Annotated in this window: 18 protein-coding genes; 7 read left to right on the top strand and 11 right to left on the bottom strand. The window is 53.5% G+C overall.

Annotated elements, in window-relative coordinates; translation table 11 throughout:
* Positions 1-175: 175 nt before the first annotated feature.
* From MFFC18_RS06035 to MFFC18_RS06025, 3 genes are all read right to left on the bottom strand, one after another.
* On the bottom strand, positions 176-2035 hold the full coding sequence (locus MFFC18_RS06035; protein ID WP_075084409.1) for a TolC family protein: 1860 nt from the start codon (positions 2033-2035) through the stop codon (positions 176-178).
* A gap of 248 nt (positions 2036-2283) precedes the next feature.
* Positions 2284-5226, bottom strand: a complete 2943-nt coding sequence (locus tag MFFC18_RS06030) for an FAD-binding and (Fe-S)-binding domain-containing protein (RefSeq protein WP_075084430.1) — start codon at positions 5224-5226, stop codon at positions 2284-2286.
* Between the two features lie 32 nt (positions 5227-5258).
* A complete protein-coding gene (locus tag MFFC18_RS06025; RefSeq protein WP_075084410.1) occupies positions 5259-6470 on the bottom strand; it encodes a bifunctional 3,4-dihydroxy-2-butanone-4-phosphate synthase/GTP cyclohydrolase II in 1212 nt (403 codons plus the stop codon).
* Positions 6471-6785: 315 nt separating this feature from the next.
* On the opposite strand from MFFC18_RS06025, the gene MFFC18_RS06020 reads away from it, so the two are divergent.
* From MFFC18_RS06020 to MFFC18_RS06005, 4 genes are all read left to right on the top strand, one after another.
* Positions 6786-7226: a Coa1/Tim21 domain-containing protein gene (locus tag MFFC18_RS06020; protein ID WP_157665139.1), complete on the top strand. Its 441-nt coding sequence runs from the start codon at positions 6786-6788 to the stop codon at positions 7224-7226.
* A gap of 49 nt (positions 7227-7275) precedes the next feature.
* Positions 7276-7773, top strand: a complete 498-nt coding sequence (gene tpx / locus MFFC18_RS06015; RefSeq protein ID WP_075084412.1) for a thiol peroxidase — start codon at positions 7276-7278, stop codon at positions 7771-7773.
* A gap of 88 nt (positions 7774-7861) precedes the next feature.
* The gene (locus MFFC18_RS06010; protein ID WP_075084413.1) at positions 7862-9283 is read left to right on the top strand and encodes a bifunctional 2-methylcitrate dehydratase/aconitate hydratase; all 1422 of its coding nucleotides are present in this window, start codon (positions 7862-7864) and stop codon (positions 9281-9283) included.
* A 2-nt stretch (positions 9284-9285) separates the two neighbouring features.
* Entirely contained in the window at positions 9286-10221 is a 936-nt protein-coding gene (locus MFFC18_RS06005) for a tetratricopeptide repeat protein (RefSeq protein ID WP_075084414.1), read from the top strand.
* 7 nt (positions 10222-10228) lie between these two features.
* On the opposite strand, the gene MFFC18_RS06000 is transcribed toward MFFC18_RS06005, so the two are convergent.
* The 6 genes from MFFC18_RS06000 to MFFC18_RS05975 form a co-directional block, all read right to left on the bottom strand.
* Complete coding sequence (locus MFFC18_RS06000) at positions 10229-11125, bottom strand: alpha/beta hydrolase (RefSeq protein ID WP_084417096.1); 897 nt, start codon at positions 11123-11125, stop codon at positions 10229-10231.
* A gap of 277 nt (positions 11126-11402) precedes the next feature.
* The gene (gene acpS, locus MFFC18_RS05995) at positions 11403-11813 is read right to left on the bottom strand and encodes a holo-ACP synthase (protein ID WP_075084415.1); all 411 of its coding nucleotides are present in this window, start codon (positions 11811-11813) and stop codon (positions 11403-11405) included.
* Complete coding sequence (trpS, locus tag MFFC18_RS05990) at positions 11810-12784, bottom strand: tryptophan--tRNA ligase (RefSeq protein ID WP_075084416.1); 975 nt, start codon at positions 12782-12784, stop codon at positions 11810-11812. Before trpS ends, acpS begins: the two co-directional genes overlap by 4 nt.
* A 171-nt stretch (positions 12785-12955) precedes the next feature.
* On the bottom strand, positions 12956-13978 hold the full coding sequence (locus tag MFFC18_RS05985; RefSeq protein ID WP_238381254.1) for a ketoacyl-ACP synthase III: 1023 nt from the start codon (positions 13976-13978) through the stop codon (positions 12956-12958).
* Positions 13979-14401: 423 nt separating this feature from the next.
* Positions 14402-15745 (bottom strand): outer membrane protein assembly factor BamB family protein, encoded by a 1344-nt coding sequence (locus tag MFFC18_RS05980; protein WP_075084417.1) that lies wholly within the window; start codon positions 15743-15745, stop codon positions 14402-14404.
* A gap of 84 nt (positions 15746-15829) precedes the next feature.
* A complete protein-coding gene (locus MFFC18_RS05975; RefSeq protein WP_162273949.1) occupies positions 15830-16477 on the bottom strand; it encodes an EF-hand domain-containing protein in 648 nt (215 codons plus the stop codon).
* A gap of 457 nt (positions 16478-16934) precedes the next feature.
* Between MFFC18_RS05975 and MFFC18_RS05970 the strand changes: the two genes are divergently transcribed.
* Positions 16935-17147, top strand: coding sequence for a hypothetical protein (locus tag MFFC18_RS05970; RefSeq protein ID WP_075084419.1), 213 nt, complete (start codon positions 16935-16937; stop codon positions 17145-17147).
* Here MFFC18_RS05970 and MFFC18_RS05965 read toward each other — a convergent pair.
* Positions 17114-17857: a hypothetical protein gene (locus tag MFFC18_RS05965; protein WP_148618672.1), complete on the bottom strand. Its 744-nt coding sequence runs from the start codon at positions 17855-17857 to the stop codon at positions 17114-17116. The genes MFFC18_RS05970 and MFFC18_RS05965 overlap by 34 nt on opposite strands.
* 997 nt (positions 17858-18854) lie before the next feature.
* On the opposite strand from MFFC18_RS05965, the gene MFFC18_RS05960 reads away from it, so the two are divergent.
* Both MFFC18_RS05960 and MFFC18_RS05955 read left to right on the top strand, forming a co-directional pair.
* Complete coding sequence (locus tag MFFC18_RS05960) at positions 18855-20426, top strand: DUF1549 domain-containing protein (protein ID WP_075084433.1); 1572 nt, start codon at positions 18855-18857, stop codon at positions 20424-20426.
* Between the two features lie 12 nt (positions 20427-20438).
* A complete protein-coding gene (locus MFFC18_RS05955; protein WP_075084434.1) occupies positions 20439-21704 on the top strand; it encodes a DUF1501 domain-containing protein in 1266 nt (421 codons plus the stop codon).
* 179 nt (positions 21705-21883) lie between these two features.
* Here the strand turns inward: MFFC18_RS05955 and MFFC18_RS05950 are convergent, their stop codons facing one another.
* The gene (locus tag MFFC18_RS05950) at positions 21884-23158 is read right to left on the bottom strand and encodes an IS701 family transposase (protein ID WP_148618671.1); all 1275 of its coding nucleotides are present in this window, start codon (positions 23156-23158) and stop codon (positions 21884-21886) included.
* Between the last annotated feature and the right edge of the window lie 74 nt (positions 23159-23232).

Genomic DNA, 23232 nt, shown 5'->3' with positions numbered 1-23232 from the left:
TTCGCAGGGCGACGGTTTGTATGTCTTGCCTACGCACCGGGATGGGTGGGTAGCTGTTCAGACCTGTTCGAATCCGATTCGCGTTTGCATGCTGGATGATGAATGCGTGGGCTTCGCACTCCTTTTTGTCGCTTCGCAGAATTTTTTGCTACGGCCTTGGACCATGCAGGCTGGTTTATTGTGGAACGACGAATCCAGCCGATGAGACACGAACCGGCGAATCGCAGCTGGCGCCGGCGTGATCGACAACGATACCGAATTCCTGTAGCAGCGATCCTGAGTCACGTTTGATGGCTGCGTTGGCGATTTGAAAGTTTGCTTGCGCTCTTTCGAATTCGCTGGACGCATCGGCGCGGCGTTGCACCGCCTCCAACAGACGATCGACCGAAACGTTCCCCGCTTCGTACGCCGCCAGACGAGACTCCCACGCGTCCTCGGTCGCTTTCATTCGGTTGAAGTTTAGCTGAGCCGATTTCCATGATTGACTCGTTTGCCGCAGTGAAGATCCAAGCTCGTGCAAAATTTGCTGACGCGTTTCCGACAACACGGCCCGCTCACGCATTAGCTCAAGCTGACTGTTTCGCACTCCCGCATTTGCCTGACGGAACCCAACCGGCATGTCCAACTGAACGCCGAACTCCCATTCGTTGTGATCACCGGAAACCAGATCTTCGTAAGCACTGACGAAGCGAGTTGGGCCATCACCGGTCAGCTGGTCTCCAAATCCATTGTTCCGAAATGTAGCCACGGCATCGAGTCGCGGCAGTAGAAAATTTTTCGAGGCGAGCAGTTCGAGCTCACGCTGCCGCACTCGTCGTGCCTGCTGGCGAACTTCGACACGACTTACAATCGCATTGCTTGACAATGCTCCCCAATCGAAAACCGTCTCAACGGGTGACGGTTCGTCCTGCGGCCAGACCAGCCGCTCATCCGATTGAGGCATACCAATCAGCCGACGCAAATCGGCCTCGGCCTGGTAAACGCCGACGCTCCCCGAGCGAGTATTGCCGTTGAGCGCCGCAAACATTCGTTCTTCGAACTGAAAATACTGTTCCCGCGCTTGAGCTTCCGCGTCGGCTTCGCCACCCGGCAAATCGTTGTCGAATCTGGCTTTGACCGAGTTCCATGTTTCCAGTGAACTGTTTCGAGCAGATTTAATCGCTTCGAAGTTTCGGATGGAGAAATATAAATCCCAGTAGGCGTTGATCACTTCGTCGATGTGAGAGATGACGCCTTTCTCGAATTCGTCGACGGAGATATCGCTATTGATTCGGCTGACCAGAAAACCGGACGTGCCGAGGAATCCGGTTCTCGCATTCGGCCCCGCAATCCGATTGAAAGCATAGCCGCGACCCTGCAGAAGTGGCTGTCGAACCTGAGCTTGCCAGAACGTCGAATATGATGACGGAAATGTGCTCGAGACGTTGTCGTTGTTGTCATAAGTCACGTTTGCATCGACAGCGAACTGAGTCCCGGACCAGGCCGTTCGATTGACGCCAAACGTAGCTTGCGTGAGATCCTGAACGACTTCCGTGGCTCCACCACCGAGGATGGAGTTGTTGAAAACGTCGTCGTTGTTGGAATGATTGAGTGCTGCGGTCAGGTTCGAATCGAACTGCGCCAGAGCGGCCTGAACTCCAAAATTTGGATCAGAACTTTGGATCGCCGGATCCAAAGAGGTTGCTACCGTTTGAGGCGAACGGGTGACGTTCGCGTTGAGGCTTCTTAGCACCGTCGTGTTCTGCAGCGAAAGCGAAATCGCTTCGTCAAGCGTCAGCCTGAGCCATTCACTCGGCAACTCAGATTCGGCAGTTCGCGGTCGCGCCATGAATTCTGTTACCGAAGTTGACTGCAGGGTTCGACTATCGATGTCGGCAATCGGGCCGCTTTGTGAAGTGCTGGCGCGAGTCATCTGTTCCGCGAGCGGCGAAAGCTGCTGTTTCAATACGACTTTCTGATTGCCCGAAATGCACCCTGCAGCAGCGACCGCAAGCAGTGCAGCCGGAATGAGGATCAGAGTACATCGAAATCGCATAGCGACAGGCCAAGCCAGAACATTCGGAACGATCGGTTATTGGTATCGACAGGAAGAAACGTCAGCACGATTTTGACCGGATCGAGCACGACATTCGGCACAACGCGTCGGACGGGATTGAGCGGAAGATCCGCTACGACCGCTAAAGTTTCACTGTGGATACCAGCAGTGATTCAGGCCCACAAAAAGCGATGATCCGGCAGTGGAAACCATAAGTTTGCCGCGACGCGAGCCGCATCGTTCCGAGTTCAATCAATCATTGCTTGACGCAAGATCTCTGCGGGATGAAGCGCAACCCGCTCCGTGCCGTCTTTGATTTGATGGCGGCAACTCGTTCCGGTCGCTGCGATCGTGTTATCAACAGGCTCATTCCTAACGGTCGGAAAAAGAACCAGCTCCCCAATCTGCATCGAAACATCGAAGTGCTCTGCTTCGTAGCCAAACGAACCGGCCATTCCGCAACAGCCGGACGCAATCAACCGGACTTGATAGTTCTCTGGAACCTGCAAGGTTCGCAGGGCGGGGACCAAGCCAATTAGAGCTTTCTCGTGGCAATGCCCGTGAAGCCGCACCGTCTTCGGTTCATCGGAAAAACTTTCGGCGGAAACGTTTCCATTTTCGACCTGCCGCGCAATGAACTCTTCGAAGGTCAGACAGTTTTCTGCCAACCGCTTTGCCGTTTCCTTTTCTTCGCCTCGCAACAGGTCAACGTACTCGTCTCGAAAACTGAGAATCGCCGACGGCTCAACGCTGATCAAGGGAGTTTGCTCACTGACAACCGCTGACAGTTGCTTTACGTTGTTAGCCGCAATGTCTCTCGCACGCCGCAGCAAACCTTTCGATAGCGATGCACGACCGCTTTCAAGATGGTTTGGAATTTCGACAGCCCAGCCAAGTCGTTCCAGCACTTCGATCGCAGCAATTCCCACATGGGACTCGGTCAAGCTGGTGAACTCATCGCAGAAGAACAGCACCTTGCCGTTGCGACCGGCGTTTGAGTGTGGAACATGATTTCGAAACCAACGCCGAAGTCCAACGCGTGAAAATTCTGGCAAGCTTCTACCAGAAGCCACACCGATCACTTTCCTCAGCAACCAACCCGTCGCGAAGTTTTTCGTCGTGAAGTTCGCCAGCCACGGAACGATCGATCCCATTCGATTCAGCCGATCAACCCCAGCCACAAACCTGGTCCGCAACGGAATCCCATGCTTGTCATGCCAGGCCTGTTGAAACTCGGCCTTGATTTTTCCAACGTCGACGTTCGAAGGACACTCGCCCTTACAGCCTTTGCACGCCAGACACAAATCCATCGCGTCGCGAATTTCGTCGTTGGCTAACTCGCTTGATTCCGTCAGGACGTGTCGAACAATATTCGCCCGAGCCCGTGTCGTGTCTCGTTCGTTTCCAGTGGCCATAAAACTGGGGCACATCGTGCCGCCAATCTTGGCAGATTTGCGACAGTCGCCGGAACCAGTGCACATTTCGGCCGCTCTTTGCAGTCCGAGCGTGCTCTCGAAATCGAGCACGGTTTCAATCGATTGGGTCTGCGACAACCCGGCGTAGCGTAAAGCCGCGTCCATCGGAACAGGGTCGACAATTTTGCCCGGATTGAGAATGCCAGACGGGTCAAAAACCTGCTTCACGCGTCGCAGCAGAGCATAGCACTCGCTCCCGATCATCGATTCGATAAATTCACTTCGCAATCGACCGTCGCCGTGTTCACCGCTAAGCGATCCGTTGTACTTTCGGACTAGCGCGGCAACATCGGTCGCAATGTCGCGGAACTTTTTGACGTCACTATCAGTTTTCAAATTCAGCACAGGTCGCAGATGAATCTCTCCGCTACCGGCATGAGCATAATGCACGCATTCGCAATCGTGTCGTTCGAGCAACAACTGATCGACGTCCCGAATGTAGTCTGGCAAGTCCTCGATCGCGACCGCGGTGTCTTCGATGACTGCGACCGGTTTGTCGTCCCCAGGAACATTTCCCACGACGCCCAAACCGGCTTTACGCAAATCCCAGATGCGATTAATTTCCCGCCCGGAGAGAACTGGAAACGCATATCCAAGCCCCGCCTGGGTTAACTCCCGCTTGATTGCAGCGGCTTGCGTTTCAACATCCGCCATCGTTTCACCGCGCAGCGAAAGCACCAGGATTGCTCCGGGTTGGCCTTCAACAAATTGCAGGTTTTCACGTTGAGCAATATTTCTGGCCGCCCCCTGCAGGACCAACTGATCGATCAGCTCTGATGCGAACAGCGAAAACTTCATGGCAATCACATTTGCCCGCAGCGCTTCGTCGACCGTGTCGAAGTGCACGCATAGCAACGCGTTTTCTGCTGGCGGAAATTCGTGAAGCTGAAGTTTGATCGAAGTCGCGAGGAACAACGTGCCTTCCGAACCGGCCAACAATTTGCAAAAGTTAAACCGCTGGTCCGAATCAGCAGCGAAGACTTCGCTGTCCATCAACGCGTCGAGAGCATAGCCCGTGTTGCGTCGATGAATCGATGGCTTTGGAAAGTGTTGTTGAATAAGCCGCCGGTTTGCTTCGGCACCAAGCATGCCTTGGACGTAGCGATAGATTTCCCCTTCAAGCGTCCCCAGCTCACACTTATGCTGAAACTCGGATTTTGTAAGCGGACCGAATGTCGCTTCGGAACCGTCGCTAAGGAATCCTGAAACTTCAATCGTTTGATCGCGGGTCGTTCCATACACGATGGAGTTTGAACCACACGAATTGTTGCCCAGCATTCCGCCGATCATCGCGCGATTTGACGTCGATGTCTCGGGGCCGAAAAGCAAATCATGGTTTGCCAGTTCCAGATTCAATTCGTCTCGAACAACTCCGGGTTCGACGACGACCGTTTTGTTGGCAACGTCAATCTCACCAATTTGATTCAGGTGCTTGCCCAAGTCGACAACAATGCCGCGGCCAACAACTTGCCCGGCCAGCGACGTTCCCGCCGTGCGAGGAATCAGACTGGTGCGGTTGCGTTGGGCGAACTCAATCAGTGTCCGCAGGTCACGTTTCGATTTGGGAAAGGCAACCGCCAGCGGGACTTGCTGATAAACCGACGCGTCGGTCGAATAAAGTTTGCGGGTTAGCGAATCAAACTCGAGCGGTCCATCGAGGTTTTCGCGCAACGACTCAAGCCGATTGACTTCGATCGTTGCAGAACTCGTGTTCAAGGCTGTGTCCTCGTTTTCGTGCAACGCCAACGTTAGTCGATCGGCAGATCGTGACCCATCTTGTCACGTTTGGTCGCAAGATACTTTTCGTTGTGCTCGTTGACCGGAGGCAAAATCGGAACCTGATCGACGACTTTCAAATCGAATCCGCGAAGGTTGAAGGCTTCTGTCTTTTTCGGATTGTTGGTCAGCAAACGGACTTCCGACATGCCAAGATCTTTCAGGATTTGAATCCCGACGCCATAGTCACGACTGTCAGCCTTGTGGCCCAGAGCCTGATTCGCTTCGACGGTATCCAAGCCCTGGTCCTGCAGATTGTAGGCTTTGATTTTCTCTGCAAGTCCGATGCCGCGGCCTTCCTGCGGCAGATACACGAGCACGCCATAGCCTTCGCGGGCAATCATCGACAACGCCATGTGCAACTGATCGCCGCAATCACATCGCAGCGACGTCAACAGGTCGCCGGTAAAGCAACTGCTGTGCATACGAACGAGCGGCGCCTGTTTTCCGTTCGCCGGATCACCCATCACCAACGCAACCGGTTCCTGAGCTTCGTACTGGACCCGGTAGGCGATCACGCGAAAGTCTCCGTACTTTGTCGGCAAGTTCGCAGACGCGATTTGCGAAACCAGTTTTTCGCTAACACGTCGGTAAGCGATCAGGTCTTCAATTGTGATGATTTTCAGATTCTTGTCTTTGGCGATTTGCAACAGCTGATCTCGCGTGGCGCGTTCGCCATCGTCATCAAGAATTTCGCAAAGCACACCGGCCGGTTTCAGGCCAGCCATTCTCGCGAGATCGACAGCGGCTTCGGTGTGCCCGGCACGACGAAGCACGCCTCCCTGTTTGGCCATCAACAGGTGAACATGGCCTGGACGCTGAAAATCATCCGGCTTGCTATTCGGATCGGCGATTGCTTTGACGCACAGGGCTCGCTCTTCGGCTGTAATTCCGGTTCGTGCCGTAACGTGATCCAGCGGCGTCAGAAACGCGGTCTGATTGTTGGAATTGTTGTTGTCGACCAGCGGCGTAAGCTTGAGTCGCCTCGCGGCGTCTGGCAAAATCGGCATGCAGAAGTCTCCGCGTCCGCTCATCACAAGATTGATCGACTCGGCCGTCGCCAATTCCGCGGCACAAATATAGTCACCTTCGTTTTCGCGATGTTCATCATCAAGCACGATGACCACCTCACCTCGCCCGATGGCATCGACGGCTTCTGGAATGGTGGAAAAATTAAGCGACATTGTGGCCTCCGATGAATGGCGTTTTGCAGGTCCCGGTCAGCGGAAAGTTCCGTGCAAGATTGAAACTTGACGCATGGGTTACCGGTATCCCGTATTATAGAACTCGGCCTAACTGCAAGTAGGCGTAATCTGAGTTTCATCTTCGGTTTGGGATAATCGAAAGGCAAAACGGCGGCCGGCAAACGGCCCTTCTGTCAGCCGAGCTGTCCCAACTACCGTGATCAGTAGAGATTGCTACAATCTGGCTGTTGACGGTAAGTCGCCTTTAACTTTGAAAGAATAAATATGAGCTTCGATCCAAATCAAAATACTCCCATGGGCCACGTTCCTCCAAAAAAATCTGGAGGTGCGCTCAAGTGGATTCTCGCCGGCGTCGGTTGCTTCGGTCTCCTCGGACTTTGCTGCTTTGGCGGGTTCGCCTTTCTCGGCTATCAAGGCCTGAAAGTGATCAACAACAACCCTGCCTACCTTGAGGCTCGTGCTCAAATTGAAAGCTCTGCGTCGGTCGGCGACGCCGTTGGCGATCCGGTTACTGTCGGCAGTTACACCGGAGTTCAATCCAACCAAAATGGTGAACGGATGACGATCACCTACGACGTGCCAGTTTCTGGGCCGAATGGTTCGGGAACTGCGAAGATCAGCGTCAACGGAAAACCGATGACCGAGGACTGGACTATCGAATCGCTCGATATCACCGTCGGTGGTGAGAGCATCCCAATCGATGGCGGTGGACTCGAAGTCAACATCGAAGAATAACTTTTACGATCAAGCTAAACTAAAAATCAAAATTCAGGACTATAGATAGATGGCGAAAATTACCCTCAAAGGCAACGACTGCAACACGTCTGGTGAGTTGCCAGCAGTCGGAAGCGCTGCCCCGGACTTCACTTTGGTCGCAGGCGATCTCAGCGAAAAATCTCTCGCAGACTACGCTGGGAAGAACGTCGTGCTGAACATCGTTCCCAGCCTGGACACGGGAACGTGTGCGATGAGCGCGAAAACGTTCAACGGCAAAGCGGGTGAAGCCGGCGACACTGTAATCGTTAACGTTTCGATGGATCTGCCATTCGCTCAAAAGCGTTTCTGCGAAGCTGAGTCGCTGGAACATATCGACAACCTGTCTGCATTCCGCTGCAGTGGCTTTGGCGACAGCTACGGTGCGGCGATTGTTGACGGCCCACTGAAAGGTCTGCTTTGTCGCGCGGTCGTGATCATCGATGGCGAAGGCAAAGTCAAATACACTCAGCTGGTTCCGGAAATCGTGGACGAGCCAGATTACGGTGCGGCATTGGGCGCACTGTAGTCAATAACTTTGAAGATGCGATGGGCGGACTGGTTTCCGCCCTTTTTTTGTTTCTACATTCAAACACTTCACCTCCAACGGCACACACATGGACTCGCTTATCTCCGAGATCGCTGACTACGTTCACAACTTCGAAATCAAAAGCGAACTCGCATACGAAACGGCCAGACACTGTTTGATGGACAGCCTTGGATGCGGTTTCCTCGCGTTGGAACATCCGGCCTGCCTGAAAATGCTGGGGCCCGTTGTTCCGGGAGCCAACATGGAAGCCGGTTGCCGTGTGCCGGGCACGAACCTGAATCTCGATCCAGTCAAAGCTGCTTTCGACATCGGTACGCTGGTTCGCTGGCTGGACTTCAACGACACCTGGCTGGCCGCCGAGTGGGGACACCCGTCAGACAACCTTGGGGCCATCCTTGCCGTCGCAGACTGGAAGTCGCACATCAAAGCGGAAGAGACTTCTGTTCAAGACGTCCTGACCGCGATGATCAAAGCCCATGAAATTCAGGGAATCCTCGCACTGGATAACTCCTTCAATCGAGTCGGGCTGGACCATGTGCTGCTAGTTCGAATCGCCAGCACCGCCGTTGCAAGCTGGATGCTGGGCAACACGCAGGAGCAAACTGCAAACGCGATTTCCAACGCCTGGATCGATGGAGGCGCCCTCCGCACCTATCGCCATGCTCCGAATACGGGATCGCGAAAAAGCTGGGCGGCCGGCGACGCAACCAGCCGCGCGGTTCGCCTGGCGTTGATCGCAGGCACGGGCGAAATGGGATATGAAACGGCACTGTCGGCTCCGGTTTGGGGATTTAGCGACGTGCTGTTTGGCGGGAACCCGATCACGCTCGCGAAGCCGCTGGGAAGCTATGTGATGGAAAACATCCTGTTCAAGATTTCTTTCCCCGCCGAATTCCATGCTCAAACCGCAGTCGAATGCGCGATGGAGTTGCACCCGAATATCGTCGATCGTTTGGAGGAAATCGAACGCGTTGAATTGGAAACGCAGGAACCTGGAGTTCGCATCATTGACAAGACCGGGCCGCTAGACAACTACGCGGACCGCGACCATTGCCTTCAGTACATGGTGGCGATTGGATTGATCTTTGGCGAACTGACGGCTCATCACTACGCTGACGATACGGCAAAAGATCCTCGGATCGATGCGCTGCGTGAAAAGATGGTCGTCAAGGAAAACAAGACGTTCACCGACGAGTACTACGACCTGGAGAAACGTGCCATCGGCAACAGCATTCAGGTTTATTTCAAAGACGGAACGTCGACCGATCGGGTTGAGGTCTCATATCCGATTGGCCACCGGGTTCGCCGCGAGGAGGGCATTCCTGTTTTGAAGGAGAAGTTTCACAACAGTTTGCCTGGTGTGTTCGACAACGATCAGATCAAGGAGATTCACGCGGCCTTTGCTGACGCTGAGCAGCTTGGCGATATGAAAGTCGCGGACTTTGTGCACCTGTTTGTCGTCAATGAAAAAGGCATGTTGCTGGCGTAGCCATGGATCTACAACGCGCAGGTGAGCTGTTTGAAAAAGCCGAAGCAGCGAATGACGTCGGCCGATACGAAACTGCGCAGAGCCTGGCGGCCCAAGGAATCGCTTTTGCTCCCGAAGCTGCAGAGCTCTATGCTTCTTTGGCGAGAGCCTGCCTGGGATTGAATCAGCTTCCTCAAGCCGAAACCCATTGCCGAGAAGGGCTTCGGCTAGACCCAGACAATGCGTGGCTGCTAAGAATTTTGGTTCTGGTCACGAGACTGCGAGAGGATTTTACAGAATCAACGAGCGTCGCAAAAAGACTTCTTCAACTTGCCCCGCACGACAGTCTTTCGCACATTGCAGCCGGAAGGACGTTCTTACAGTGCGGCAACACGCCAGAAGCTGTTCAGCGATTCCAGGAAGCAATCCGACTCGACCCAATGAACGATGATGCGTTTTCGTCGCTTGGGATTTGCTATCTGGAGAGCGGACAGCCGAAGATGGCTGAACAGCAATTTCGTCAGGCACTTTCTTTAAACCCAAACAACGCCAAGGATTTAAATAACCTCGGCGTTTCGCTTCAGCGACAGGGAAAACAGAAAGACGCGGCGGTTGCCTTCAAAGCCGCCGTGATAGTGGATCCGACCTGTGCGGTTTCGAAGAGCAACGCCAAAGCGTCGATCGCCGCCTACCTCTCCGTCGGTGGCGGCCTGCTGCTGTTGTACCTGTTTGCAAAACTGATGTTTGTCGCTGGAAAAACTCCTGCGGCAAAGCTGATTGAAGACATCCCGCTGAAGCAACAAAAAATGATCGCGGCGACGATCGGCATTGGCGTTTTGCTGCTCTTTGGGTTCTTTACCTACGGCCGTCGATGGCTGAGAAAGCGGGATCTACTCGGCGCTGACCCACAGATCCTCGAATTCTACAAAACTGTTTGTAAGGACAAAGATGTGAAGTAGCGGACGCCTATTGCTTCAACCATCCGCTGTCGGCGATCCAATCGCCCATCCGATGCCGCCACGTACTGATCGATTTAAGCTTGGTGCGGTTCCCCATGTTGAACCCGTGGCCACCCTGATTGTAAACATGCAACTCCATCGGCACCTTGGCGGATCGAAGTTTCAACGCCAGCTCAATCGCGACTTTGGCCGCACCGTCATCATTGGCAACCAGAATAAACGCCGGAGGAGCATCAGCAGGAATCGTTTCCGGAATGCCCAGCGGCCCCGCATAAATCATCACCTGAAAGTTTGGCTTGCAACCAGGATGATCAATCGCGTCAGCTGAATCCTTGATGCCTTCGTGGCTACCGTAGCAAACCATCGACACGACCTCGCCGCCTGCACTGAAACCAACGATACCGACTCGTTCTGGATCGATGGACAATTTATCTGAAAAATGGCGGACCCAGCGAATGGCACGCTGCCCGTCCTGTTTCGCATGCACGTCAATCTTGTACGGCGAGTTTTCCTCTCGGCCAAGCCGATACTTGAGCACGAACGCATCGACGCCGATCGAGTTGAAGTATTCCGCGGCTTCATTACCTTCGGCACCGGCAACCAACAAACGATGGCCTCCTCCCGGACAGATAACAACCGCTGCACCGGTTCGCTTTTCCTCTGGAGCCAGAAAAACGGTTAGCGATGGGTTGTGAATGTTCTTGACCCACCACTCGTCAGCCTCTTCCGCTTCGTCTTTGCGATCTTCGAATCCTGGAGCTCCGTTTTCCCAAAGTGGAATTTGCGTTCCTGAAGCGATCGAACTCGAAACAGCTTTTTCGTATTCGCTAACGTCCTGAGCCGACACCGACCCCAGACCGGCAAGGAACGTGGCCAAAAAACAAACCAGTGCAATTCGAAACATCGTCAGATCCCATCATCCAGAAAAGTAGATTGCAAACAGACACAATAGCAGCGTCAGGAAACTCCAGTTTAGCAGCAATGAAACCAGGCACTGTTTGGTAAATGTGAGCGGCATGTCGCTCATGATTGGCCAGTTGACGACATGAAAATCAATTTGGCAAACAGTGCCTGGGCTGGCTTTTCGTCTCATCGATCGCAAGATTATCAGAAACGAATCGGCGTGCCCCCTGCGAGCACAATCCCGATTGGCTCTGAAACTTCACGGATCGTGACGCTCGTCACTCACCAATTTTATTTGCCGGATTTGGCCCGACAGCTGTCGCAAAAGCCGTCGCGTGCGAGTTGCAGTGCGAGATACTAATCAGCACTTCGGAGATCCCAAGCTTGTCGCACCATTCCCTCGCTGCGTTGTGCAAACTGACCAACGGCTTGCCGCCCATCGCGTTGGTAATCTCGATGTCGGTCCAGGCGATTCCTTTTGCCCAACCAGTTCCCATCGATTTCAAAATCGCTTCTTTGGCCGCCCAACGACCAGCGTAGTGCTGGATTGACGACTTGCGCCCCGAACAATATTCGATTTCCCAGGAAGTGTAGACTCGCTCCAGAAACAGCGCATCATGCTTCTCGATCATGGTCGCGATTCGCGAGCACTCGATGATGTCTGTTCCAATTCCGACGACGTTATTCATTTTCTTGGCGGCTTGAGTCCACAAGCGTCTTGCGCTCGACGCAAAACTTCACTCGCTTTGGCCCGAGCTTTCTTTGCACCTTCGTTCAGAATATCCCGTATCCGGTCCGGATCCGATTCCAACTCAGTCCGACGCTCTCTGGCTTCTGCAAAGTAGTTCTCTGCCGCTTCGGCGAGCGCCTTCTTTACGTCGCCGTAGCCAAATCCGCCGCGGCGATAGGTCGCTGCCATCTCTTCGACTTTGTCCGGTTCTGCAAACAAAGAATAAAGCTGAAACAGATGGTCGCCTTCCGGTTCCTTCGAATCTTCCATCGGCCGCGAATCCGTATCGATTCGCATGACTTTCTTCTTCATCGATTTAACTGGCTCGAAGACCTCGATAAAGTTGCCGTAGCTTTTGGACATCTTCTCGCCATCCGTTCCAGGAATCTTGGCGCTCTGATCGAGAATCCGAGGTTCTGGCACGACGAAGACTTCTCCGTACTGATGGTTAAACGCGTTCGCAACATCACGACAAAATTCAATGTGCTGCTTTTGATCTTCGCCGACAGGAACAATGTTCGAATCGTAAGCAAGAATATCGGCGGCCTGCAGAACCGGATACGTAAACAGACCGGTGACGACGGGCATTCCCTTGGCAATTTTGTCTTTGTACGAGACGCACCGCTCGAGCAAACCCATCGGAGTCCCCGACATCAGGATCCAGCACAACTGGGAAACCTCGGGCACGTCGGACTGCAGGAACAAAACAGCTTTCTCAGGATCAAGCCCCAGAGCCAGCATGTCCATCGTCGTGTTGAGCGAGTTTTGGTAGAGCTGTTCACCGTCGCGGATCGTGGTCAGCGCGTGCAAGTTCGCCACAAAGTAATACGACTCGTCTTCGTTTTGAAGCGCGATGTATTGTTGAACGGCGCCAAACCAGTTGCCCCAGTGAGGCCGGCCCGTCGGTTGAATTCCGGAAAGTACACGCATGCTAATTTGTGAGTTTGAAGACTCTTCTTTTCTATAACAGGATTCCAATCGTAGCCCGAACCGGACACGAAGGAAGACCGACCGCCCATCAATGGACGGGAATACGATTCGTTAAAATGGTCCCAGTCGTGCGAAGTCCTCTCGAACTCGCACGTAGCTGAGAAAAACGACCTAACCGGGTTGCAGGACGTCTTTCCAGACACAGCCCGACCAGGACAGACCGACGCCGAATCCGATCAGGATGTTCTTCCGGTCTTTGGACAGTCGTTTCTGCTCGCGAAGCTGAGTGATCAGAATCGGAAGCGTCGACGAAACCGTGTTTCCGACATCAGCCAGCTCGATCGGAATCTGTGACTCGTCGATCCCCAACTGTTGTCGCAACATGTCCAGCATCTTGAACGTCGCCTGATGCACGAGGTACTGATCGAGTTCATCTTTCGTCGAATCCGAACTGGCCAGGATCTGTTCAATCAACTTCGGAATCTCTGACAACGTAAAGTTAATCAGGTTCGGGCCGTCCATGTACAAATCGCTTTTCCAGCGCCGTTTTCGTTGTGGCTGAAAGTCCTGATCCGTTTTGCGAAATCCACCGGGGCTGGCCGGAGTCACGCACAACATGTGAGCGCCACTGCCATCGGTACCAAATTTGTAACCAGTGATCGACGGTTCAGAATGCGGCTCGATCAAGGTCGCCGCTGCGGCATCGCCGAAGATCGTGCGGATGCTGCGATCGTTCTTGTCGATGAATTTGGAGTACGTTTCAGCCGTCACGAACAGGATCCGTTTCGCGACGCCTGATTGAATCAGTCCGTCGGCGATCGAAAGCCCGTACGGATAGGCACTGCAGCCAAGATTGAAATCGAGGGCTCCGCAGTCGGTGCGCAATCCCAGTCGATTTTGCATCAGACAAGCGGTCGTCGGCAACGCAAAGTCGGGCGTCTGCGTGCAGAACAACAGAAAGTCGATCGAAGCTGGATCGATATCGTGTTCCGCAAAAAGTTTTTCGCAGGCTGCAACACCAAGGTCGGAAGAAGTTTCATCTTCTGCCGCGATGTGTCGGTTGTGGATCCCTGTCTTGGAGGCGATCAGGTCCATGTCCCATCGCGGATTGTCTTCTTTCAGAACCGCGTTGGATTCCACTTTTTCAGGAAGGTGAACGGAGATCGGCCCGATGGCTGCAAATTGTTTGGTCACAAAAACTAAATCCCAAACCGGTCAAAACGCCGATCTGATACGGCATAGATGGTTAAATTTCGAAGCCAAAAGGTTACCAAAGTCCCCTCAATTAGCGAAGATGCCAAACCGTGATTTCGTGGCTGCAGAACGCCCGAGGTGCAGATATTTCGGGTCAAAAAAGACAATCCGGCTGGTGAAACAGGAAACCGGCCAAGAATTTGGCGGCCAGCGTCAATTCCTAAGCAATTCGAAGCGTTCGAAGAAGCTCAGTCCGCTGAACGTCTGAATCTCCAGAAATGAACATTTAAACGCCAGCTTCAAGGACTTGTTCGCCCGAGTCCTCTCGGTTCGGGCTGGCTGGCGCATCAAACGGAACAAAAAAACAGGCCAGCACAATCGCTGGCCTGTCGTAGCTGTAGTCTTCAAATTCGTTGGCTGGCTCTATTCGCCAATACAGTACAGATACTTGTTCGAACGAATCAAAAGTTGACCATTGCTAATCGCTGGCGTACCGGGAAAAATCTCGGCATCGTCCGTCAACTTATTGGCTGCAATCTGCTTACACTCTGCGTCCGCATTGAACACAAACGTCTCGCCGTTGCCCTTGGTGTAGTAAACCTTGTCACCAGCGATCACCGGTGAACCATAGTCCGGCGAACCAAATCGCCCGCCACCACCAGAACTCTTCGGTCGACTTGAATCACTCGACTGCATACGACTCTTACCGACTTCTTTACCCGTCTCAATGTCGACAACGCTCACCACGCCACCACGCCCGATCACGAACATGTGACCGTTGTAGACAACCGGAGAGGCGAAACTGGCCATCGTACGACCGTTCCATGCAACGTGCGAATCAGTCACATCCTTCGTTCCCCCAGATCGAATGGCGATGCTGCCGCCGCCGGATCGTCCGCCGATCGAAGCGTAGATCATGCCGTCGCTCTCAACGGCGCTGGTGTAAAAACCAGTGTCGCCGATTCCCGACGCGGCCCATTTAAGTTTTCCATTTTCCGAATTGATCGCCCACAATTCATCCGGAACACCAATCACAATGTCACTGCGTCTGTCGTCAACGTTGACAATCATCGGAGTCGCCCAAGTGTTGTCCAAAGCATCGGACTCGCAAACCCAAACCTGTTCGCCAGTCTTTTTATCCAAAGCATAAACGGCTCGGCTCTCAGCCAACGCAGGCACGATCAACAAGCCATCGTGAACGATCGGGCTCGATGCCGACCCCCACTTGCGCGAGTCGGAACCGTCGCCAACGCTTTTCTTCCAAAGCTCTTTCCCATCCAAATCGTAAGCGATGACGCCGGACTTTCCGAGAAAGACAAACAGGCTTTCGCCGTCGCAAACCGGAGTGTGCGAAGCGTATCCGTGAGCCGTCACGCCGATCCCAGAAAAGTCATCTTCGTTGGCGGTCCCGGCGATGGTCTTGGACCACAACTCTTTGCCAGTCGTTCGGTCAATACAAACGACGTGACGTTTCAAGTCTTCTTTATTGCCAACGTTTTCACGGCTCTCACCGTAGCCGGAATAGCAAGTCAAAAAGACCTTGTCACTAACGACGACCGGAGAAGAAGCTCCCGCACCTGGCAGCGCGGTTTTCCACTGGATGTTCTTTTCCGGACCCCATTGAGTCGGAGCGGAACTGCTGCTGATTCCACTTCCACTTGCTCCACGAAATCGCGGCCAGTCTTCCTGGGCTTCGGCGGAGATAGTGAAAACGGTAAATGCAAAAAGTGCTGCGAGAGAGAAGTAGCGAGTCTGTAATTGAGTCATATTAAATCCTGAACAGAAGGTAGCGGCGAGAAGAGAGCAGTGAGACATTGACATTGATGTCTGCAGAAAAGTTGATCGTCCGGACTACTGATCATCAAACGCAGGACGATTCTCTTTTGCTTTTGGCGATTCAGCGCCGCCTCCGCCACGACCTCCGCGGCCGCCACGACCACCACCGCCGCCGCCCTGCCACTGCTTCGTCATCGCTTCAACTTCTTTGCGAGTCAGGTATCCGTCTTTGTCGGTATCTGCGTCATCGAATCCTCGCGACATTCGCTCACCGGCTTCTTCCTTCGAAAGCTTGTCGTCCTTATCGGCATCGCGTTCCATGATGCGATCGACGAACGCGCCAGGATCCCAGTTTCCACCGCCGCCCTGCTGACCACGACCGCCCTGACCACCTCGGCCTCCGCGTTCCGGAGCAAGTTCCGACGCTTCCAGAACGCCGTCTTTGTTCTTATCAAGCGTCTTCAATGCCGCAACCGAATTCGCAATTTCTTCGACTGAAAGCTTTCCATCTTTGTCAACATCAAGAGCCGACATCAATGGTGAAATGGGGCGCTGTCCGCCGCGCTGACCACCACGGCCTCCGCTAGGTCCGCCACGCTCTCCGCGTTGAGCACCGCGTTCGCCACGCTGCCCGCCTTCTCCGCCGCCAGGACGTTGGGCGATCGCCAGTGACGACATGGAAATGGAAGCAAAAATGACGAGTGTGAAAATTAGCTTTTGCATCGGAGTGACCTTTTTTGGAGAGCGGGATTGAACGGGCATTTTTGCCTTCCCGTTTTTAACACATCCGCATCTTCGAAGTGTCAAACATTAACGAATGAAATACGTTATTTGTTCGACAGATCGCCGACTGAGCACCAACCGAGAATCTGCGGCACTGTCCGATAAGCCTGAAGCATAAAAAAACGCTGCTTCTCATCGTGGAAAAGCAGCGTTTATGTTCCCTGGCACTGAGGCAGCATACGCTGCCTCAGTGCACAGTAAGCTCAGTCGTGAGCACCTGTTGAAACGGTTGACCCAGAAACCTGATGTCTCAACAAGCAATAAGCTCTTCCCCAGGAGGGAGGGTGTGTGAGGATCCCGCAATCCCGTACACTGCGACCGAACTCTAAAGTATCGTTCGAGGTGGACTTGTTCGAATCGTTTCGCTCAAGTTCGAAACAACGTATAGAGACATTCCGTGAACTGGCAAACACCAATCGGCTACAAAGAAGTGACTTTGCACCGACCGCTAGCGATTGCTGGAAAACTGCGAAAGACGCGGAAAATTGGCGAGGCGATTATCAAGAAATCAGCCTCGATTCAGGAAACTTTTGGCGGGTTGTCGGACCAACACGAACGCCGTGCTTCGCTTGGTCACTATCGCCTCGAACCGAACGGGTTCCCGAAGTAGTGCTTTGACTTCACGCAATTGACGCACTCGCCAGGCCGACAGTATCCCAGCGGTCCGTCACACGAGTTGATCGGGTCGTAGAGCGAGTAGTACGGCAGGAAAGTTGCCGATTTCAGGAAATGGAATCCTGAAACGAACGGCTGACGGATGAATCCGCGAGTCTGGCCGTAACGCTCAAGTGCAACGTCTTCGAAGTACAGTGGCTTGTAAGTAATGTCTGGGGCCGCCCAAGCGAACAGCTTGTCCGAACTGGCGATCGGCGTGGTGCTGCGACTGGTCAACTGCCACGACTGATCTGCCGGAGACTTGCCATCGACCGGTCGAATGCCTGGCACAATTGATGACATGGGCTTCAGGTTCCACGTGGTCATCGGAGGCGAACGTCGTGGCTCAATGTCGTCATCGGTTTCGTCATCGGTTTCGTCGTCGATGAACAAATCGTTCGATTCGAGATCATCGCTCTTGAGCAACGGCTCTTTCAGATCATCCGTCCCGTCGTCTTCTCGCGGGCTGGTTTCTTGACGATTCGAAATCGCTGCGAACCGAATCGCGCCCGGTCGCTGGCCATAGTCAGACTGATCGACTGCTGGAGTCTTGATCACGAACAGCGACCCATCACTTTGCTGAGCCACACACTGGTTTGCAATGAGCAAACAGGCGAACGCGGACACAAGACAGATCTGAAAACGAGCAGTTGATATTGAGAGCATGGCTTCACCGAAAGAAAAGACTTCTTCACCCGGTTTATCGGCCCGCAGAATGGTCCCGATGGGAAAATTGAATATCAGAGAAATCTGTTTGCTAATCAGAAAAGTTTGCCACGAGAAACCGGTAGCTCAGCGGTTTCTTTGCTGGTGGCACTGCAAGCACCTCGGATATCGCATGACTTTTTGCTGATCGGGTCAGCACTAAAATGTCCTCGCCAAGCAACTTGCCTGACTCACTGGCAGGCAGACCATTGTCGCCAATCAAATTCTGCAAACACGACTCATGGCATCACCCGAAACAGGTTCGGGAACTGTTTCGAGCGGTTTGGCACGGTGATTGCATTATCTGTTTTTCGGAAGTGGTTCGCCCAACGCTGTGAAAACAGTTGAGGGCGGAATAGAGACGAGGCAGTGCTTGGGCTACTCGGTTTATACCGGGTAGTCCAAGACGCAATTATAAGATTTTGATTGAAACAGGGCTGTCGAGAATACAATCTCGACAGCCCTGTTTTATTTTAATACACCAAAATCGTACATTTGCGCAAAAACAATACACATTTTGAACGCCTGTTTTAGTCTCAGGCAGCCGGAATCCACGCTTTTCAAAAAAAGATTCTTCCTGCCAATGGCTCTTGCGTTTTTGCGAATCTGCATCGGTTGTGTCCCACCAAGACACTTTTTGCGCAGATAAGCGCGGAAACTGTCCAGCTGCGCGTCGATGCCCGAATTTCGCGATCAGAGCCCGTCTTCGCGTGTTGCGGGGGCAAGTTTTGCTGAAAAACGTCGATAGCCTATACTTGATAGCGGTAAGGAATCGAAAAAGGTGCGATCGATGGTGATGAAAAGCAATCTCAGTGGCTTTGGCTCTGCCAGCAGATGGATGGCTCTTTCGGCCGTGACCGTGGCATCCTGTGTATTCGTGTCGCCAGCAATCTCGGTCGCTCAGGACGCAAAACAAGTTTCGACTCGTCGGAATCCCGAGCCACGAAAAACTTCAGCCTTGCCCACCCAGGTTTCGCGAATCAATGAGTTGATTGAACGCGATTGGGCCGAGTACGAACTGAAACCGTCCAAGGACGCGACCGATGGCGAGTGGTGCCGGCGGGTATTCCTGGACGTCATCGGCCGGACCCCAACGGTCGATGAAGCTCGCTCCTTCATGGCCAGCAAAGAAGACGACAAGCGTTTGGCGTTGGTGAAAAAGCTTCTGTATTCGGACGACTACACGGAGGAGTTCGCGAGGAACTGGACGACAGTCTGGACCAATCTGCTGATCGGCCGAACCGGCGGCACGGCTAACAATTCAATGATCAATCGCGAGGGAATGCAGAAGTACCTGCGCGATTCGTTTGCTCGCGGCAAGCCTTACGACCGGATGGTTGATGACTTGATTACGGCGACGGGAACAACCGCGCCTGGCGATCCTGACTTCAATGGTGCGACGAACTTTCTGATCGACAAAGTCAATCAGGAAGACGCGACGCTGGCGACGTCGGCAACGACCAGAGTTTTTCTTGGCTTGCAAGTTCAATGCGCTCAGTGTCACAAGCATCCGTTCAATGAATGGGAGCAGGAAACATATTGGCAGATGAACGCTTTCTTCCGTCAGGTCAAAGCGTTCCCACGACGAATGCGAGCCGAAACGGGAGCCAACGCGGAACTTGCGGATCAGGATTTCGCCAGCCGACGTCGACGCGATTTTGAAGAGGCAGAGATTTATTTCGAAAGTCGCAATGGACTGATGCAAGTTGCCTGGCCTGTGTTTGTTGACGGTGCCGAAATTGGTCGCAGCGGTTTGGTGAACGTGGTCAATCGCCGTCAGGAACTTTCAAAACTGATCCAGAAATCGCCGTTCCTGGACCAGACGATCGCGAACCGAATGTGGGCTCATTTTTTGGGCTACGGTTTTACGTCGCCGGTAGATGATCTGGGACCGCACAACATTCCCTCCAATCCTGAGTTGCTGGAGTATCTCGGCAGCGAGTTTCGGACTGCACAGTACGACTTGCGAGAGTTAATGAAGTGGATCGTGCTTAGCAAGCCGTATGCACTTTCCAGTCGCCAAACGAAAGCCAATGAATCCGATGACCCGCTTCAGGGTGTGGCCCCGCGGTTTTCACATTTTTACATTCGCCAGATGCAACCTGAACAGCTTTATGAATCGCTATTGGTGAATACCGAAGCGGCGTCTCGCGGAACGTACGAAGAGCAGGAGCGTCGCAAAAGTCGCTGGCTGCAACAGTTCAATCGTGCGTTCGGTACCGATGAGGGCGGCGAATCGACGGACTTCAACGGAACGATCCCGCAGGTCCTGATGATGTTCAACGGCGAGATGATTCAGGAAGCGACCAAAGCGAACGGCGGCAGCGTGATATCGCAACTGGTTGCTTCGGGTGGAACGCCGCGGGACAAAGTGAACAAACTGTTTTTCGCAGGTCTCTCGCGACCACCTTCATCTCAAGAAACACGAATGGCGATGGGTCTGATCCAGAGCCAGGGCGATCTCGGCGAAGGCCTCCGCGATTTGTGGTGGGTCATCCTGAATTCAAACGAATTTATCTTCAACCATTAATTGGAAATTGCCATGAACCTTCGAACTCCCAAAGGCATGAATCGACGCCACTTCATGAGCCATCTCGCTGGCGCGTCGGCGCTTGCTGCGAGTGCGTACACGCTGACACGAACGGTCGAAGCCAACGCCAAAGAAATGGTGAAGAAGCAAAAGGCAGCGATCCTGTTGTGGATGGGCGGCGGACCTTCTTCGATCGACATCTGGGACCTCAAGCCAGGTTCCGCCAATGGCGGTCCGTTCAAACCAATCGCCACCAATGGCGACATGCAAATCTGTGAGCACATGCCTTTGATGGCCCAGCAAATGGACAAGATGTCGTTGGTGCGCTCAATGAGCACGCGCGAAGCCGACCACATGCGTGGACGCTATTATATGCACACCGGTTTTACGCCGAACCCAAACGTGACGCATCCCAGCTACGGTTCTGTCGTGGCACATGAACTGGGTGCCGACCGTCCGAACCTCGACATTCCAGCTTTCGTTTCTGTTGGCGGAGCCAGCGAAGGCCCGGGGTTCCTCGGCATGGCGTATTCTCCGTTCAGCGTCGATGCGAACGGCCGCGTGCGAAATCTGGACATGGGCATTCCGGTCAACCGAATGAACCAACGGACGCTGGCTCTGCAGATGATGGAAGAGAAGTTCATCAAGCAAAAACGTGGCGCTGCGGCGCTGGAACATGCCAAGGTAATCGACAAGACTCTGGCTTTGATGACCAGCCAACAGATGCAGGCTTTTCGCGTGGAGACTGAGGACGCGAAAGTCCGCGAACGCTACGGCGAAAACAACTTCGGTCGCGGCTGCTTGTTGGCCCGCCGACTGGTCGAAGCCGGTGTGCCGTTCGTCGAAGTCAACCTTGGCGGCTGGGACAACCATCAGAACATCTTTGACACGTTGCAAAACCAACGTCTGCCTCAGCTTGATCAAGGCATGAGTGCACTCATCGACGACCTCTCGATTCGTGGCATGTTGGATTCGACGGCGATTATCTGGATGGGCGAGTTTGGTCGCACGCCGCGGATCAATGGCAACACCGGACGCGACCACTGGGCTCGCAGTTGGTCGGTCGCAGTCGGCGGTGCAGGGATGAAGCCTGGCATCGCGGTCGGGCAGACGAATGAGGATGGATCCAAAGTTGAAGGCTCGTCGTACACGTCTCAAGACTTAATGGCGACGGTTTGTAAGTCTTTGGATATCGATCTGAGCAAGACGTTCATGAGCGGCAACGGTCGCCCGATGAAGATTGCCAACGGTGGAAAGATCATCAAGGAATTGATCTAGTACTACAGCGCTAGGTTGAATCCCAGTAGCAACGTTTGATTTTGCTTACTTTGATGCCAATTCTCCGGAGTTTTTGGCGTGTTCTCTTGGTGTGTGATCGTGTTGCTTTTGCGTTTCGTTGTTGGTGGTACTGAATCGTAGCGGCAACCCGGTCCAGTAGCGCCGACGATGCCCGCCCCTTAAGCCACCAAGTCTGGACCAGTGCCGATACGGCGTCGTGAACCTGATAGACGGTGAACCCTGATTTTTTTTCCCCCGAGCTTTTCTCGCATCTTCGTCAAGAACAGGTAGCTTACGCACGACAGAATCATGTGTCGTTTGAGCCCGAGATACTTCCGGCCCTCCCAGGCGTCGAGTCCAATGTCCTGCTTTTGATCCTGGAAGCAACGTTCGACATGCCAGCGGCTGAAGGCAACGAGCAACAACTTTTGAACGCTTGTTGCAGCCGGCGCGTTGCTGAGAAAGTACTTGATCTCATCCGGCTTGAGTGGGTTACGAGCCACCAACAAGTGCCAACGCTTGCTCGAAACACTCTTGCCGTCAGGACGATAAATCATCGCATGCTTGACTTCCCAGACCATGGGACCTTTATCTCCATCTTTGACGCGATAACGCTCCCATGACTGATTCGTGAACCGCGTGGATTCTTCCAGCAGTTTGCGAAACGGCTGAGCTTTGGGATTGTCTTTGGCAACTCGCGCACCTTTTTGCGGCCGACCACGACACGGATCTTTGGGAGGATGTTGGAGCCCGGGTTTCTTGATCCAGCCGGTCATTGAAACCGGAACCTCGCCGATGAATAACTGTGCTTTGGCATCAAGAGCTCGTAAAAACGGGCCTTTGGAGCCGTAGCCTTCGTCAAAGGTGATCCACTCAAACTCCAGACCGTTGGACAGCGCGCGATCGTAAAGCTCCAGTGCGATCTTCCACTTTGGCTGATACACCATCTCGTCGGGGATCCCGGCAACGCGACAACGCTCGCGATCTTCAGACCAGCTCTCAGGAAGGAACAACTCACCATCAAGCAAGCAGTGAAAGTCATCCTGAGCAAAAGCAAGATGAACCGTCACCATGCAGTTATCGGTCTTGCCAACCTTGCCACACCACTGACGCTGAACGCCAGGCGTCTTGGTGCCTTTCTTGACATCGCTCGTTTCGTCAAACACGCCGATGGCACGCTTGCTACCTCGCTCGGTTGCCACCATCTGTTGCAGACGATCTCGCACGGCGTCTTCATTCCATGCGTATTGAGCAAGAAACTCCTGAAGCGTGCGAACGGGAACTCCTGCAGCCAGTGCAATGGGCTCAACACTCTTGCGAGCAAGGTTTGATAGCTGACCCTGAACATACGTTGGCATATGAGCACGGGTATCTTTTCGACTAAAACAATCTGAGAACCGATTCAGAAAACGTGTCAAAGCTGGTTTCATCTGACGAATCCAAGTACCATCCATCAAAGCACCTCCTTGTGCATGAACGATATAGAATCCCAAATTTCAACTCATTCTCAAATATCAACCTAGCGCTG

The organism is Mariniblastus fucicola, from assembly GCF_008087665.1.
Classification (GTDB): Bacteria; Planctomycetota; Planctomycetia; order Pirellulales; family Pirellulaceae; genus Mariniblastus; species Mariniblastus fucicola.
Note: the sequence above shows the minus strand (reverse complement) of the source record. Positions and strands in the feature narration are given on the sequence as shown.